A 15,601-nucleotide genomic window follows, 5' to 3' on the forward strand; every position below is an offset into this window, starting at 1 on the left:
ATCCAATCGAAACAAAATGACCCACGCTTTGATCAAGTGCAGCAAATGCGGCCTGCCGGAAACCTACGAAACGATCGAATTTGACGCGGCCGGCGTCTGCAACATTTGCCGTCAATTCGAGTTCAAACAAGAATCGATCGACTGGAGCGGTCGCAAGACCATGCTCGAGCAACTAATCACCGAGCATCGCGGCAAGCATGACTACGACTGCCTCGTGCCGTTCTCGGGCGGCAAAGATTCAACCTTCACTCTCTATCACCTCGTCAAGGAATATGGGCTGAAACCGCTGGTCATTCAGTTCAATCATGGATTCATGCGCCCTACGCTGCTCGAGAATAACGAGCGCACCTTCAAGAAACTGGGCGTCGATGTCCTCAGCTTCACGCCCAACTGGAAGGTTGTGAAGCGTCTGATGCTTGAAGCGCTTGTGCGTAAAGGAGACTTCTGCTGGCATTGCCACACCGGCATCTTCTCGTACCCGATGCACGTGGCCATCAAGTACAACATCCCGTTGGTCTTCTGGGGCGAGCCCTCTTCGGACTACACCGCCTACTACGACAGCCGGGACGACGAAATTGAGGAAGTGGACGAAACCCGCTTCAACCGCTTCGTCAACCTAGGCATCACGGCGGACGACATGAAGGGCATGATTGAAGGCGACTTCAAGCTCGACCCGCGAGATCTGACGCCTTATTCCTACCCCGCACTGCGCGACCTTAAGCGACTGAAATACAAATCTGTCTGTCTGGGGTCCTTTATTCCTTGGGACACCAAGTCGCAGTCGAAATTGATCATGGACGAACTCGGCTGGAAGGGCGAACAGGTCGAAGGCATGCCGCCTGGCCTTTACCCCTACGAGAAGATCGAGTGCTACATGCAAGGCGTACGCGACTACATCAAGTTCCTAAAGCGCGGTTATGGTCGTGTCACCCAAATGACGGCACTGGATGTGCGCTACGGCCGCATGACACTAGCCGAAGCCAAGGGCTATATTGACGAGCACGAAGGTCGCCGCCCGCAGTCGCTCGATTATTTCCTCGAGTACCTGGACATCAGCGAGGCGGAATTCAACGCCATCGTCCAGAAGACCGTAGTGGCGCCGAATGAGCCGGACTTCCAGAACATCAAACTTTCGCCCCGCCTTCATGACCTTCACCTGCTGTATCGCGAGTTGAAGAAATGATTGGAATCGTTGACGTCGGCATTGGCAATCAGGGCTCAATCCGCGAAGCCATCTATTCGCTCGGAGCAGATCCGGTGTCGGTGTCAAAACCCGGTGACTTGGAGACTGTGAGCCATCTCATTCTTCCCGGTGTGGGTGCGTTCTCTCACGCCGTGGGGTGCCTGCGACGAAGCGGTTTGTTTGAGCCCATCCAGGCCTACGTGGCCACGGGCCGGCCTTTGCTGGGCATCTGCCTGGGCATGCAGTTGCTGGCCAGCATCGGCGATGAAGATGGCCTCAGCGAAGGCTTGGGCCTAATCCCAGGGCGGGTTTCCAAACTACAGGAGCAGGCCGATCTTCGTATTCCTCACGTTGGATGGAATGAGGTTCGCTTTGCACAAGCGCACGCGATCTTTGCCGGCGTGAAAGACAGCATGGATTTCTACTTTGTCCATTCCTATGAATTCCTGCCCGAGTCGACCAGCAACGTACTGGGCCGTACCCATCATGGCGATGACGTCGTCTGCGCCGTAGGGCGAGACAATGTCGTCGGTCTGCAGTTTCACCCCGAAAAGAGCCAGAAGAACGGTCTCAGGATGCTTGAGAATTTTTGTGACTGGGACGGGCAATGCTGAAGCGCCGAATCATTCCCGTTGAGTTGTTACTCAATGGGCGCCTCGTGAAATCCCGGCAATTCACCGACTACCGCGACGTAGGCGACCCAGTCAAGAGTTCCAAGGTGTACTCTGACCAGGATGCCGACGAACTTCTGCTCGTCAACATCGGCGACAGCGATACCTCCTTCAACGAACTGGTCACAAAACTCGCACTCGTGGCTAAATGCTGTTTCGTGCCATTGACCGCGGGTGGGAGGATCCGCACGCTCGAAGACGCATGCCGCCTCTTTGAAGCTGGAGCAGACAAGGTGTCGCTCTGCACGGCCGCCTATCGTAATCCCGAACTGCTTCGCGCCATTGCCTCACGCTTCGGCTCGCAGGCCGTGGTGGTATGCATTGACGTCAAGCGCGAGTCAGATGGGACCCTCACCTTGTATTCCGAACGCGGATGTCGCCCGGAACTTATCTCTCTTGCTGAGCACTTGGCACGCGTGGCTGATGCTGGCGCTGGAGAGATCATGATTCAATCCATAGACCGAGACGGCATGATGGTCGGCTACGACATGGCTCTCGTCGGGGAAGTAGCCTCGCTCACGGCGTTGCCCGTCATCGCCCTGGGTGGCGCCGGCCAGATCGTCCACCTGAAGGACGCCTTCGATGCAGGAGCGGAAGCCGCCGCATGCGGCAGTCTGTTCAATTTCGGAGACAACAATCCGCTGCGCGCCAAAGCACTGTTGAAGAACTACGGGGTACCGTTGAAGAGAATATGAGTCGCACCATCACAGATATCGTCCGCGCGCTTTACCCTTATGCCTACTCCGTAGTTTCAAACGACAGTGACCGCGCGGTCGCTGCCTACAAAGAGGAACTGCCTTTCTCGGTCTTCGAGGTTCCTAGTGGTACTGAACTCAACGGCTGGCTAGTGCCCAACAACTGGCGCGTCGTACGCGCGCGCATCCTGCATGACGATCGGCTGATCCACGACGGTGCCCTCAGTCCGCTGGGCATCGGCGTACTAAGTCCGTCGTTCCAGGGTCGGTTGAATCGCGCGGCACTACGCGAACACTTGTACTTCAGTGAAGACTGCCCAACGGCCATACCCTACCATTGGGTCAATCTGTACCGCCCGGCACAGAAGACCTGGGCGTTTTGCGTGACCAAGGATTTTTACGACCAGTTGCCGGAGGGGGAATTCGAGGTCGATCTGGTCACCGAAGAATTCCCTGGCACGATGAAGGTGCTCGATTTCCTGCTGCCCGGTGAGAGCAAGGAAACGATCCTGCTCAACGGACACAACTGCCACCCCTGGCAAGCCAACGACGATCTCTCAGGTTGCGCGGTGGCGATCCATGTGCTGCAAGAGCTGCAAAAATGGCCAAGCCGAAAGTTCAGCTACCGCGTCGTCATTGCGCCGGAGTTGATTGGTACGGTTCATTGGCTCGACCAACTCGACATGCAAGCGCAGCCCATCACAGGCGCCATCATGCTGAAGTCGGTAGGCAACGAACGCCCGTTGAAGCTGCAACACAGCTTCAACGGCAATACGCAACTCGACAAAGCCGCCCTCTCAGTACTGACCGGGCATCTCGGCAGCTTCGAATCGGGTCCGTTCCGCACGATCTATGGCAACGACGAGACCGTATTCGATTCGCCGGGCTTCGAAATCCCGTCGATCTCGCTAACGCGTTTCCCGTTCACCGAGTACCACACCGATGCCGACACGCCTGAGCTTCTGTCGGAGGCGGCGTTACAGCAGACTGGCCGAGTCGTGCTTGACATCATCCGTGCGTTGGAGAACAACCTGACCCTGCGCTTCGCAGCACGCGGTCTGGTCGCGCTGTCCCATGCACGCTATCAGCTCTATCGCGCGGCACCGGCGCCAGGTCTAGACCGGGAAGCCTACCTCGAGAGTTCGCGCAAGTGGAACCTCTTGATGAACTGCCTGCCGCGTGAGCTCGACGGACGCCACAGCGCCATCGACTTGGCACACAAATACGGCTTGCCCGTGCTCGAGGTCTGCGAGTACCTTGCGCAATGGGAAGCGAAACAACTAGCGATCGTGGAACAAGCATGTTGATCAATCAACGCCTGCGAGTCGATGGACTCGAACTGCGCTGCCTGCACGAGGACGAGGTTGGCGAGGCCTATCTAGGCTGGCTCAACGATCCTCTCGTCAACCAGTATTTAGAAGTTCGCCACGCGCCGCCGGGGAGCGTTGCCGAGTTGCGCCAGTTCGTCCGTGACGTCAACGTCAGCCCAGACAATCTTCTGCTAGGAATGTTCACGCAGAATGGTCAGCACCATATCGGCAACATCAAGCTCGGCCCAATTAACCGGCTCCATCGGCGCGCTGAGATCGGCATCGTCTGTGGCGATCGCGCCGAATGGGGTAAGGGCTATGCGACGACGGCGATCCGCCTGTTGTCTGATTTCGCCGAGCAGCACCTCGACCTCCAGCGTCTGTCGGCGGGCTGCTACGCTGGCAACGGCGGCTCTCTGCGCGCGTTCCAGAAGGCCGGCTTCACGCTCGAGGCGACGCTTCCTGACTATTGGCAGCTAGGCGACGGTGGCTCGGTCAGCCAGCATTTGCTGGGCCGCGTTCGCATACGGGAAGAGTCATCCACCTGGACGGCCAGTGCCATCGATACACTCGTATTCATTGGTGGTGGACTGCTAATGACGAGATGCATGGAGCGCGCCCGTGCACTTGGCTTCCGCACCGGCGCCCTGCTGGCCGAACGGCATGCGAATGAGACACTTGCAGGCGGGCAGACACTCGCTACCATGTTGAGCGCCAACGAACAGCCGCATCGCGTGCTGACCTCAGTCGACCAGGTCGACCCCGCCGCGCTGTTCGCCGAGCCCGGCCGCGCACTGGCCCTATGTTTTGGTCCGGCTTGGATTTTCCCAGAGACCATTATCGAGCGGTTCGCCGTTGGAATGTTCAACTTCAACGGCATTCCAATCCCACGCTATCTGGGCGGTGCTCATTACACTTGGCAAATCCTCAACGACTATCGCCATTCGGGCTGCCATATCCAGCAGATCACGCCCGACGTCGATCGAGGCAACCTGCTAATGAGCGCGAGCTTCGAGTTGCCCGCCATGGCCGCTACGCCGGAAGCTTATTTCGAGGCCAACGATGCCTGCGGCTACAAGTTCCTCGACAACTTCCTTGGCACCCTAGCGCGGCGCGAGACGCTTCAACTTCGACGTTTCGAGGCGATCAACGCCGACCGACTCTACTTCCCACGCCTGATGACGCGGGACAATGGCTGGATCGACTGGTCATGGAGCGGTGCCGATATCCTGCGCTTCTGCAATGCCTTTGCCGCACCCTATCCCGGCGCCAGTACGCACTACCGGGGCCGCCGTCTATTCGTGAAGAAAGCGAGCCTCCTGACCGACGCTGAGCATGCTGGCTTCCATCCGTTTTGCGCCGGCCTGATCGTGCGTATGCAGACCGACAGCTTCACTGTAGTCGTGCGCGACGGTCTGCTACGCATCGAAGCCTGGGCATTCGAGGGTGATTCACCTGCGCTCAAGGAAGGCGAACGCCTTGACACCGATGCAGCACAACTCGCTCGCGCGCGGCTGTACCGGCCCAAGATCTGAGCCATGCCGCCCCTTCAACTTTTTTGGAGACACAACAATGACAGCCGCCAAAGGTCAACTAATCACGCTGCGTGAACTGACGCCCGAGGACATCGACGAGCGCTATCTCTCCTGGTTCCGCGACGGCGTCGTCACGCAATTCCTGAGCGCACGTAACCTGACTCGCCAGGACGTCATTGACTACATCGAGGAAGGGCGCCGTAGCGGTACCTACCACATGTTGGCGCTTTGCGACGCGGCTTCAGGACTGCATATCGGCAATGTCAAGATCGGCCCGATCGATCGTGATAACGGCAACTCAGACTTAGTGACCGTAATCGGGGATCGAAACTTCTGGGGCAAGGGGCTGGCGACCGAGGCAATCTCACTTGCCTCGCAACTGGCCTTTGAGAACTACAACGTCCGCAAGCTCTGCGGCAGCATCATTTCGAACAACGTCGGTTCGATCAAAAGCTACACGCGCGGCGGCTGGCATATTGAATGCGTACGCAAGCACCAGTACCTGATTGATGGCGAATTGCAGGACGAGATCTTCGTCGGCTGTTTCAACCCCAAACTTGCCCCGCCGGCCGCACCTTGAAAATCGTCTTTGTCGAAAATCGCTACACGACCCGGGTGTTCGAGCTCGTGGCCGAGCGCCTCGCGCATGCCGGACACCATATCAGCTGGATCGTGCAGAACCATCGCTTCGGGCCGGCGTGCGCGGTTAACGTCCATCGGGTCCCCTACCCCAAGGGACGCCAGTTGCAACGCCTGCCGCAAGGCTCGAAATATGCACAGCTCGCACAGATCGATCGCGGCATCCGTTATTTTGGAGGTAACGCTGACCACTACCTGCACTATGAGGCGTGCATCGAGCAGGTACTCGAAATCGAACAGCCCGATGTCGTGTTCGGCGAATCGACCCAGTTTCACGAACTGATCACGGTTGAGTTATGCCGTGCCCGCGGCATTTGCTTCCTGCATCCGGCCGCAACGCGCATTCCGCATGGCCGCATTACCTTCCTGAAGGGTGACTCGCTTGATCCCTTCGGCGGCGAAAACGTTGCCCTGCCTGCCGCCGAAGCCAGCGCGATTCTCGAAGCGGTCTCCCAGCGACGCTACAGCGCGTTCACGAACGCGAACTCCACGCTGCCGGCATCTGGCCGCCTCGGCGAGCTAATACGCAAGTTGCGTGATCGTTCAACGATGACTCGCGCTTGGCTCGAGGGCGAACGCTACGTCACGCCATCTCCGCTGCAGAAAGGGCGGATCGAGCGGCGCAAAAAATCGGCCCTTCAGGAGGTATTGCGCCTGTCTCAGCCCAAACTGGCTCAAGGCGAAATGCCCGCCAGCTATGTGCTGTACCCGATGCAGATGCAACCAGAGACCAATCTTGACGTCTGGGGTAAACCTTGGCACGACCAGGCCAACATCATCCGCGCAGCCGCGCGCTCGCTCGCGCCGGCCGGCCATCAACTGATCGTCAAGCTGAACCCAACCGCCAAGTACGAGTTGCTTGAACCGGGCCTGCTTGCGGCACTGCGCGAGCCGAATGTGGTCCTTGCGCCCGCCGGCATGCCGATGGCGCCGTTGTTCGCCGCCGCGGCGGCCGTGCTTAGCGTGACTGGCAGCGTTATCTACGAATCCGTGTTCTCCGGCAAACCGGTGTTCGTGCTCGGCGACCACAGCATGGCGCGACTCGACGGAGTGACAGCACTGAAGCAGCCGGACCAGCTCGGTGCCGCGCTGGCGGGCATGGTCACCATGACGGACTCGCAGGCCTGTTCGCTCACAGCCATCCAGGAGGTCGTTCGCACCAGCTATCCTGGCTACTGGTTCGACCCCGTCACGATGGGTCAGTTCGCGACAGAGGCGAATCTACAGGCGTTGACTGAAGCCTTTGAAAACGTGTTGGCCGCCTTAGCCGCAGACCCCGCCCGTCGAACGATCCTCAAATCGAGTCTATGCGCGCCTACCTCTATCTGATCTGGACACTTCTTGTCTATGGCGCTGGCCTAATGCTGGCTCCACTCGCGCCAAATTTCGCTGTCGTGGACAGCAGTGCATGGCTTTGGGCGACCTCAGCCGCGATGGGTGTGGCCGGCCTGTGGCTCGCCTACTCAGTCGCACGCCCGGCGCCATCGATCGGCCCATCGACCGAGTTCTCGATCACCCAAGCCTCCGTGCGGGCAAACTGGATTGCGGCCTTTGGGCTGCTCTGCACAATAGTCGACCGCTATGTCATCCGAGGGGCCGGCTTCGACTTCGACTTCTTCGCCGCACGCGACGTGCTTGAGAACACACAGCCGAGCCCAGTTGGCTTGATCGGCGCGCTAACGGGTGCCCTCTCCTGCTTTGCGCTAAGCCTGACGGTCGCGCGCGCATTGGCCGAGGGACCGATCTCCCGTCGAGCTTGGCTCGCATCCGGCGCCATCCTAGTGACCTATATCGGAATCTCAATGGGTATAGGCTCGCGCTCCACGCTACTCGTTTCAGTCATATCGACGATGTTCAGCGTAGTCTGGCTGCGCCAAACCTTTGGCAAACCCATGTACTTGCGCTACTGGGCCGTGGCCCTAGCGGTACTGACCGGTGTGGCGACTATCAGCGCCGTATTGATGCTCGAACGACTCGAGCAGATGGGCCTAGACCCCTTCCTGAGCATCGAATTCTCCGGTTATGCCTACACATTGCGGCCAACTGACAGCGCCATGGCATGGCTGAACGCCCAGGGCGAAGCTGCGCCTTTGTGGGTAGCAAGTTTCAGCCTGCTTCAGTATGTGTTCCACGGTTTCTACGAGTTTTGCGTGCTCTCCCAGGAAACACTGAGCTTGCAGACCGGCGGAGCTGTGACCTTTTGGCTCCCGCTAAAGGTTCTAAATATGGTTGGAGTTGGAGCCGCACCGATCGACTTCGAGAGCATCTCTGGTTGGAGAGAAGGGATATTCACCAGTTTCCTCGGCCCGCTCTATCTCGATTTCGGTGGATGGTTACCGCTCGCGACTTTCCTGCTTTTCTTCGTTTTAGGCATGCCAGCCGCGCGCATGCGCGCTGATCGCCTGGAGATGCTCTCCTATTGCTCGGTACTCTGCGCGCTGTGCGTGCTGTTCCCGATCGTCAACTTGCTCGATTCGGCCGCCGGTGCCTACCCGCTAGTAGCCTCCCTGTTCTTACCATGGCTGGGACGGCGACGAACCAATCCCGCCAGCCACGCACTACGAACCATCGCATGAACATTAAGTCTTCTCTGTTGCGACTAGAGTCCGCGTTGTTCGGTGCGGTACCGCTTCGCCCGCTCGTTCTCTTACTCGAGGGGCTGGCGTTTCGCCTCGCCTGGCTTTGGGGCCGCATGCGCTTTGCCGCCAAGGTCCGCAACAAGGGCCATGGCTGCGTATGCCATTGGTCCAGCGAACTCAAGCATCCCGAGAACATCACCCTTGGCGAGCGAGTCGTCATCGGCGTCAACGTAACGATGGGCGCGCACAGCCCGATCCATCTCGGCGACCATGTCCGCATCTCCAAGGATGCCGTCATCGAAACCGCCGGCCTCGACTTCTCCACCGGCGCGCCGCCGTACCGTCACATCTCGGCGCCAATCACCATCGAAGCTGGTGCTTGGATCGGTACACGCTCCATCATCCTTGGCGGCGTCACGATCGGTCGCAACGCGGTCGTGGCTGCCGGATCCGTTGTCACCAAAGATGTGCCGGCCGACTGTGTAGTTGCCGGCATTCCCGCGCGCCTAGTTCGCTCTCCCACAGCCGCTCACATCGAAGCAATCCATGTCGATCAAGTCTAAGCTCAAGCACGCGCTCACGGTCTCACGCGATCCACGCTGGTGGCCCTTCTATCTTCAGCGACGCTTCATGCAACCGCAACGGCGGTCATGGCTCGCGCAGCAGATTGCTCGTGTGCGCCCGCCCGCGGGAGCTTTTCATCGATCCGACCCGCTGCACTTGCGACACACGACTGAGATCGCCGAGCAAGGAATCACCCATCTCCCTCCTCCCCTGAGTCCCAGCCAATGCATGGAGCTGATCACGTACTTCTCGGCCAAAGATGTCTACGATCCATATCGCACCGAAATCGCTCCCTTTAAGCCGCAAGGTCAGGGCAGGCATTCGCATAGCCATGTCGCCCATCACTATCCCGAAGACATCGTTCAAGCACCCTATCTGCTAGCACTCGCCAACGACCCGGCGATCCTGTCAATTGTCGAGAAGTTTCTCGGCTGCAAGCCATCACTTGCCTACATGGCTACTTGGTGGAGTTACGCGACGTCTCTGGGCGCGCAGCAAGCAGAATTTTTTCACCGAGATGTAGATGACTGGCGTTTCATCAAACTGTTTGTGTACTTGACTGACGTTGATGCCGAAAGCGGGCCGCATGTATATGTAAGCCAATCCTCCCAGGACCCTACACTTACGACTATCCGCCGCTTCTCAGATGACGAGATTGCGAAGAACTTCAAGCCCGAACAAATTCGCGTTCTCACAGGCAAGGCCGGAGACGCCTTTCTCGAAGATACCTTTGGCATTCACAAAGGCCAGCCTGTGCAACGTGGGCAACGATTACTGTTCCAGGCCGTCTACAGCATGTGCGCTCTCCCTTATGGCCCCACTAAGCCAGTAGCCTCTCACGCCGAGATCCAGCGGAAACTGCCGCAGCTTGGGTTAGACCCCTGGGTGAACCGCTTCTACCTGGAGGCGTGATGGCGGGTAGCCTTAGCAAACTGATCTGCCTAGTTAGCGCAGCGGTCCTGCCTTCGCCGCTCGCCGTCGTGATCCTACGTGTCTGCGGACATCGCATCGGGCCCGAGTGCCGAATCGGCTTCTCGCTATTATGGGTTGACCGAATGTTTCTGCAGGGCTGCAACCGCATCGGGCATTTCAACCTGATTGCCTGCAAACGACTGTGCATAGGGACCGACGGATATATCGGCCGCGCCAACGCGATCGCGGGACCGCTATCGATTCTGCTGCGTCGCGAAGGTGCGATTGGCAACTCCAATAAGGTCGTCCGTGGCTCACAGGGTCCGGTCACGATCGGCCCGGCCTCGCTGCGCATCGGACGTCTGGCCAAGATCACGGCCGAGCACCGGATCGACTGCACACGCAGCGTCAGCATCGGAGACTACTCGACGCTCGCCGGGGTCGGCATCCAAGTGTGGACCCACGGCTATATTCATGAAACGATCGGACCGGGTCGCTATCGCATCGACGGACCAGTCGCGATCGCCAACAACGTCTACATCGGCGCCAGTTGCATCATCAGTATGGGAACTGACATCTGCGCCGGCGTGATTGTTGGCGCTGGCACGACCATCGCGCGTTCGATCGACCAGCCCGGTCTCTATGTGTCCTCTGCCATTAGGCAACTGCCGCGACCGGCAGATCCGGCCGAACGCCGCGATCTCGTTGCGGAAGTCGATCCAGCGCTCAGCGAACGGGTCTATGTGAAGCGGCCGGTAAGCGAAGTACGCGCGACCCAATGAATCGAATTGTCCGTTTGCTGAGCTATCTAGGCAGTTTCCTGATCGCCCGCTCGCTTCTGTTCGCCTCGCCGCTGCTGCTTGCGAGCGCACTGCCCGCCGATGCCTACGCGCAGATCGAGTGGGCACTCGCAACGGCGACTCTTGGCGCCGCCGTCTGTACCCTCGGCAGCGGGGGGCTTGTGCCGATTGTGATCGTTGGTGGCGAGACCACCGCAACCAGCTTACGCGGGATACGCTGGCACCATCTGCTGGTTGCTGGCACGGCACTCGCAACCGCATTGCTGTTGCATCTCACGACGCAAGACTCCCGCCTGTGGCAAGTGTCCCTATTGATCGGGGTGCTGACGCTGACCACGCTCAAAAGTATTGAACTGCGCTCAAACGAGCATGCGAGCACATCGCTATTCGTCGACGCGCTGCTGCTCGTATCAATGGCGGCGCTCGCATTCGTCGGCACCAGATTCTGGCCCGACCTAGGCCCCTGGCTCGCGCCGATAGCCCTGCTAACAGTGTTCGGCATCCTGCTGGTGCGTGATCTACACGGCGACATTCGCGATGGCAGTTGGCGCACGCCAACTCTGCGCCACGAATGGCGTGGCGCAATGCGCGCAGGCATCCCGCTGATGCTAACTGGTGCGCTTGCCATCATGATCACGACCTCGGGCCGCGCGGGTGTCGGCTGGTTGCTCGTGACACAGGCGGCGGCCGACTACTCGGTACTCTCGCGCGGGGCGGCCCTGCCGATCGTGGCGCACCAAATCCTCGTCGTTGCCGTTTTCCGCAAGCTTTACGCCGCTACGCCTCAAGCACTGGGCCGCCTGCAGACTACTATCGTCGCGCTGGTTGCTACGTCATCGCTGCTACTCTGGTGGCTACTGCCGTTCTATGATGATCTGCTCGGGCCCGCATTCGCTCAAGCCGCCACCGCTCATGGGGGCAGTCTGCTCATGCTGCTGGCACAGGCCGTTCTGTGGTCGGCGATCGCGCTGAACGACACGCTCAACGCGCGCCATGGCACGGCAGGCGCTGTACTGCGCTGGAGCGCACCCTCACTAGCTCTGATCTTCGCAAGCTCCTGGGCAGTGTTCATGGTCGGTCCGGCCTCGCTCGATCGCTTCGTGCTGATCCATTCGGTGGCCATGCTCGCCTTCTTCGTCTGTCAGACTAGCGCCATGTGGCGACACGGCGTCCGTACGCTACCGATGGCTGCGACCGCCTGTCTGGCGTTCCTTTCCCTGTTCGCTTTCGCCCAGTTTTCATGAAAATTCCGGTACGTATCCTGCACCTCGCCAAGTACTACCCGCCCGAGCAAGGCGGCATGGAGAGCGTGACGCAAATCCTTGCCGAAGGTGTGCTTGACCAAGATCACGCCGTCGAGGTGTTGTGCTTCACCAAAACAAAGGCGGCTGTCGAATCGATCGCGGGCGTAAAGATCACGCGAGCGAAAGTTGCACTAGAAAAAGCATCCCAACCACTCGGCTGGGCCTACTTCTGGCAAGGTCTTCGTAAGGCGCGCCAGGCCGACATCGTTCATCTCCACGCCCCCAATCTGCTCGCCTCCGTGCAGAGCCTGCTATTGCCGACTCGGACTCGACTGCTCGTGCACTGGCATAGTGACATCATCGGAAAAGGTTTGCTTGGACGAGTGGTGCGCCCGCTGGAGCGCCGGATGTTGGCGCGCGCCAATATAGTTATCGCAACGTCCCCGACCTATGCGGCAAGCTCACCGCTGCTACGTTCGGTGGCAACGAAGACACAGGTAATACCCATTGGCATTCCCACGCCGCCCTGCAAAAACTCGACCAAAGCAGAACGCGACTTCGACGACTTTCTGCGCGGCCGCCCCCTCGTTCTGGCACTGGGCCGCTTAGTGCCCTACAAGGGGTTCGCCACTCTGATTGAGGCAGCACGTGAACTGCCAGAGCATTGCGCAATCATCATTGGAGGAGCAGGTCCGCTAGACACCGAACTGCGCAATCTGATCGCAGCAAACAGACTCGAAAATCGCATTCTGATGGCAGGCCGCCTCAGCAATGCAGAACTAAATTTGCTGTTTGCCAAGGCGATGTGCTTCTGCCTCCCTTCTGTAGAACGATCAGAGGCATTCGGCGTCGTGTTATTGGAGGCGATGGCTCGGGGAGTGCCCTGCATTGCTACGACGATCGAAGGATCCGGTACCGCCTGGGTCAACGAGCATCAGACTAGCGGACTCAACGTTCCACCGGCAGAGCCATCAGCGCTGGCCGAGGCTCTTCGTACGCTACTCGATGACCCCCTCCTGACGCAACGCCTCGGGGAAGGCGCGCGAAAGCGATTCAATTCACTTTTCTCTGCCGAACGCTTCGTCATAGCAACGCAGAAAAGTTACTCGCAACTACTGCGCGAATAGAAATTTTAGAGATAAGCCTATTTATCTCTAAAACAGGGCTTTATTGCGCAAAGTCACCGGCAATTCGCAACGCGCGATGAAGCGCGCACCGCAGTCACAGAGTGGATCGAGGTCTTCTACAACCGCCTGCGGCTGCACAGCCGGCTGGGTTACCTGGCGCGGCGCGCGTCAAGCTATCTGTCGCCTGAACTAAGCAGCTATTTGCTGTTTTCGTTGTCCTCCTGAGTGCGCTTCAACGATCGCTTCTCGCTCCGGATTCAGGGTCACGGCGCCGATCGGCGACCAGTTGCGCGTGTCACGTGTGAGCGTCCAGCCAGCCCATCTTGAAAGTCGGCCGGCGGCATAGGAGTCTCGTGTCCACCTCAACTCTTGGTGGACACGTGAACACTATCCCCGACAACCAAGCCGGCGCACGTCGGCGGCGTCGCAAGCACAGCGATGAGTTCAAGGCCAACGCTGTGGCCGCCTGCATGCGGCCGGGCATTTCAATGGCGGCCGTGGCGATGGCCCATGGCATCAATGCGAACCTGCTTCGCCGCTGGGTGCAGGAGGTGGAGATGACGCCGTCAGCGGGCCTTACCAGAACGACACCAGCGCCTGTTGCCAAGGCGCCGACATCGAAGACCTTGTTTGTTCCGCTGAGCTTGCCGGCTCCCGCCGCGCCGGTCCCGATGACGGACATCCGCATCGAACTGCAGCACGGCGCCACAGCGGTCACCGTGACCTGGCCGGCCAGCGCCGCCAGCGAATGCGCCGCCTGGATGCGCGAGTTGCTTCGATGATCCGCATTGACGCGATATGGCTGGCCACCGAGCCCATCGACCTGCGCGCCGGTGCGGACCGGCTGCTGGCACGCGTGGTGCAGGTATTTGGCGTTGCCCAGGCCCACCATGGCTACCTCTTTGCCAACGCTCGGGGTACACGGGTCAAACTGCTGGTGCACGACGGCTTCGGCGTGTGGTGTGCCGCCCGGCGTCTGAATGCCGGGCGCTTCGTCTGGGCCTCAGCGGGGGCAGACGCGACGGCGATCTTGGCGCTCACCGTTGCGCAGTTTGACGCCTTGGTGCTGGGCCTGCCCTGGCAGCGCTTGCCTGAGATGCAATGCATCACACGGGCCTGACGCGGCGCGGCTGACAACGGCATTTGTGCCGGTGGCGCGCAAGCCCTGCCCCGGGCAAGATGGCGGGCATGTTCGGCACGCACGACCTCCCGCCTCACGACCTGCAAGGTCTGCCCCCGCAAGCTGCGGCGCTCATCGAGCAGATGCGCCAGCACATTGCGCATCAAGCCGATGAATTGCAACGCAAGGACCGCGAGATCGCGTTGCGCGAGACCAAGATCGAGAAGATCAGCTTCGAGTTGGCTCGTCTCAAGCGCTGGAAGTTTGGCGCCAAAACTGAGGCCATGAGCGCCGAGCAGCGGCGCTTGTTCGAGGAGACCCTGGCCGAGGACGAAGCGGGCCTGCAGGCCCAGCTTGACGCGCTGCGCGCACAGGCCCCCGAAGGCCAGGGCATGCCTGCGAAGACACCGCGCCGCCCACGCCGCCAGGCTCTGCCTGAGCATCTGCGCCGCGTGGAGCACCGCCACGAGCCCGAGAACACCTGCTGCCCGAGCCAGGGTTGTGGTCACCCCATGACGCGCATCGGCGAAGACGTGAGCGAGCGGCTGGACATCGTGCCGGCCGAGTTCTTCGTCCATCGTCACATCTACGGCAAGTGGGCTTGCCGCTGCTGCCAGGTGCTCAAGCAACAAGCCGCAGCCCCCGAGATCATTGACGGTGGCATGGCCGCCAGCGGGCTGCTGGCCCACACCCTCATCAGCCGCTTCGCCGACCACCTGCCGTACTACCGCCAGGAAGCGATCAACGCGAGAAGCGGCGTGCACACGCCACGCTCCTCGCTGGCGGCCTGGGCCGGTCAGGCCGGTGCGGCCTTGATGCCGCTGTACGACGTGCACAAACGCTTCGTGCTGAGCAGCCGGGTGCTACACGCTGACGAGACGCCGGTGGCGCTCTTGGACCCCGGCGCGGGCAAGACCCGTAAGGCCTACGTCTGGGCCTACGCCAGAAGTCACCACGACCCGACCCCTGGCGTGGTCTACGACTTCTGCCCCGGGCGAGGGGCGCAGTACCCATTGGCATTCCTCTTTCGTGAATCGGTCTTCGTAGAGGATTGCGAACTGGTTCATCGCAGATTTCCAGTTATGCCCTGGGCGTCCCCAGTCCTGGGTGATGTTTCTCAAGGCCAGCCAGATCAGCTTGGTGGCCGCATCGTCGCTGGGGAAGTGTCCGCGCGTCTTGATGATCTTGCGTAGCCGCGCGTTCACGCTCTCGATGGCGTTGG

At 60.0% G+C, this 15,601-nt stretch carries 15 protein-coding genes and 3 pseudogenes; 17 read left to right on the top strand and 1 reads right to left on the bottom strand.

Annotation, left to right across the window (positions count from 1 at the left end; translation table 11 throughout):
• Positions 1–16 precede the first annotated feature (16 nt).
• The 17 genes and pseudogenes from HNP55_RS04630 to HNP55_RS24155 form a co-directional block, all read left to right on the top strand.
• The gene (locus tag HNP55_RS04630) at positions 17–1,183 is read left to right on the top strand and encodes an N-acetyl sugar amidotransferase (protein ID WP_221439443.1); all 1,167 of its coding nucleotides are present in this window, start codon (positions 17–19) and stop codon (positions 1,181–1,183) included.
• Positions 1,180–1,797, top strand: a complete 618-nt coding sequence (gene hisH, locus HNP55_RS04635) for an imidazole glycerol phosphate synthase subunit HisH (protein WP_184296568.1) — start codon at positions 1,180–1,182, stop codon at positions 1,795–1,797. The genes HNP55_RS04630 and hisH overlap by 4 nt, the downstream gene beginning before the upstream one ends.
• Positions 1,791–2,549 (top strand): imidazole glycerol phosphate synthase cyclase subunit, encoded by a 759-nt coding sequence (locus HNP55_RS04640; protein ID WP_184296570.1) that lies wholly within the window; start codon positions 1,791–1,793, stop codon positions 2,547–2,549. Before hisH ends, HNP55_RS04640 begins: the two co-directional genes overlap by 7 nt.
• Positions 2,546–3,856 (top strand): DUF4910 domain-containing protein, encoded by a 1,311-nt coding sequence (locus tag HNP55_RS04645; RefSeq protein ID WP_184296572.1) that lies wholly within the window; start codon positions 2,546–2,548, stop codon positions 3,854–3,856. Before HNP55_RS04640 ends, HNP55_RS04645 begins: the two co-directional genes overlap by 4 nt.
• A complete protein-coding gene (locus HNP55_RS04650) occupies positions 3,850–5,394 on the top strand; it encodes a GNAT family N-acetyltransferase (protein WP_184296574.1) in 1,545 nt (514 codons plus the stop codon). Before HNP55_RS04645 ends, HNP55_RS04650 begins: the two co-directional genes overlap by 7 nt.
• 37 nt (positions 5,395–5,431) lie before the next feature.
• Positions 5,432–5,974, top strand: coding sequence for a GNAT family N-acetyltransferase (locus tag HNP55_RS04655; protein WP_184296576.1), 543 nt, complete (start codon positions 5,432–5,434; stop codon positions 5,972–5,974).
• The gene (locus HNP55_RS04660) at positions 5,971–7,362 is read left to right on the top strand and encodes a hypothetical protein (protein WP_184296578.1); all 1,392 of its coding nucleotides are present in this window, start codon (positions 5,971–5,973) and stop codon (positions 7,360–7,362) included. The genes HNP55_RS04655 and HNP55_RS04660 overlap by 4 nt, the downstream gene beginning before the upstream one ends.
• A complete protein-coding gene (locus tag HNP55_RS04665) occupies positions 7,341–8,609 on the top strand; it encodes a hypothetical protein (RefSeq protein WP_184296580.1) in 1,269 nt (422 codons plus the stop codon). The genes HNP55_RS04660 and HNP55_RS04665 overlap by 22 nt, the downstream gene beginning before the upstream one ends.
• Positions 8,606–9,175, top strand: a complete 570-nt coding sequence (locus tag HNP55_RS24600; RefSeq protein ID WP_184296583.1) for an acyltransferase — start codon at positions 8,606–8,608, stop codon at positions 9,173–9,175. Before HNP55_RS04665 ends, HNP55_RS24600 begins: the two co-directional genes overlap by 4 nt.
• Positions 9,159–10,088, top strand: a complete 930-nt coding sequence (locus tag HNP55_RS04675) for a hypothetical protein (RefSeq protein WP_184296585.1) — start codon at positions 9,159–9,161, stop codon at positions 10,086–10,088. The genes HNP55_RS24600 and HNP55_RS04675 overlap by 17 nt, the downstream gene beginning before the upstream one ends.
• Positions 10,088–10,870, top strand: coding sequence for an acyltransferase (locus tag HNP55_RS04680; protein ID WP_184296586.1), 783 nt, complete (start codon positions 10,088–10,090; stop codon positions 10,868–10,870). Before HNP55_RS04675 ends, HNP55_RS04680 begins: the two co-directional genes overlap by 1 nt.
• Positions 10,867–12,132 (top strand): hypothetical protein, encoded by a 1,266-nt coding sequence (locus HNP55_RS04685; protein WP_184296588.1) that lies wholly within the window; start codon positions 10,867–10,869, stop codon positions 12,130–12,132. The genes HNP55_RS04680 and HNP55_RS04685 overlap by 4 nt, the downstream gene beginning before the upstream one ends.
• Positions 12,129–13,259, top strand: coding sequence for a glycosyltransferase (locus HNP55_RS04690; RefSeq protein WP_184296590.1), 1,131 nt, complete (start codon positions 12,129–12,131; stop codon positions 13,257–13,259). Before HNP55_RS04685 ends, HNP55_RS04690 begins: the two co-directional genes overlap by 4 nt.
• 33 nt (positions 13,260–13,292) lie before the next feature.
• Positions 13,293–13,484 (top strand): annotated as a pseudogene (locus tag HNP55_RS24150) (IS3 family transposase); the annotation flags it as partial.
• A 155-nt stretch (positions 13,485–13,639) separates the two neighbouring features.
• The gene (gene tnpA / locus HNP55_RS04700) at positions 13,640–14,041 is read left to right on the top strand and encodes an IS66-like element accessory protein TnpA (protein WP_221439444.1); all 402 of its coding nucleotides are present in this window, start codon (positions 13,640–13,642) and stop codon (positions 14,039–14,041) included.
• Positions 14,038–14,379, top strand: a complete 342-nt coding sequence (gene tnpB, locus HNP55_RS04705) for an IS66 family insertion sequence element accessory protein TnpB (RefSeq protein WP_184296592.1) — start codon at positions 14,038–14,040, stop codon at positions 14,377–14,379. The genes tnpA and tnpB overlap by 4 nt, the downstream gene beginning before the upstream one ends.
• 143 nt (positions 14,380–14,522) lie before the next feature.
• A pseudogene (locus tag HNP55_RS24155) lies at positions 14,523–15,347 on the top strand (transposase); the annotation flags it as partial.
• Positions 15,348–15,407: 60 nt separating this feature from the next.
• On the opposite strand, the pseudogene HNP55_RS04710 reads toward HNP55_RS24155, so the two are convergent.
• A pseudogene (locus HNP55_RS04710) lies at positions 15,408–15,601 on the bottom strand (transposase); the annotation flags it as partial.

Origin of the sequence: Roseateles oligotrophus, from assembly GCF_014204525.1 — a bacterium.
GTDB lineage: Bacteria > Pseudomonadota > Gammaproteobacteria > Burkholderiales > Burkholderiaceae_C > Paucibacter_A > Paucibacter_A oligotrophus_A.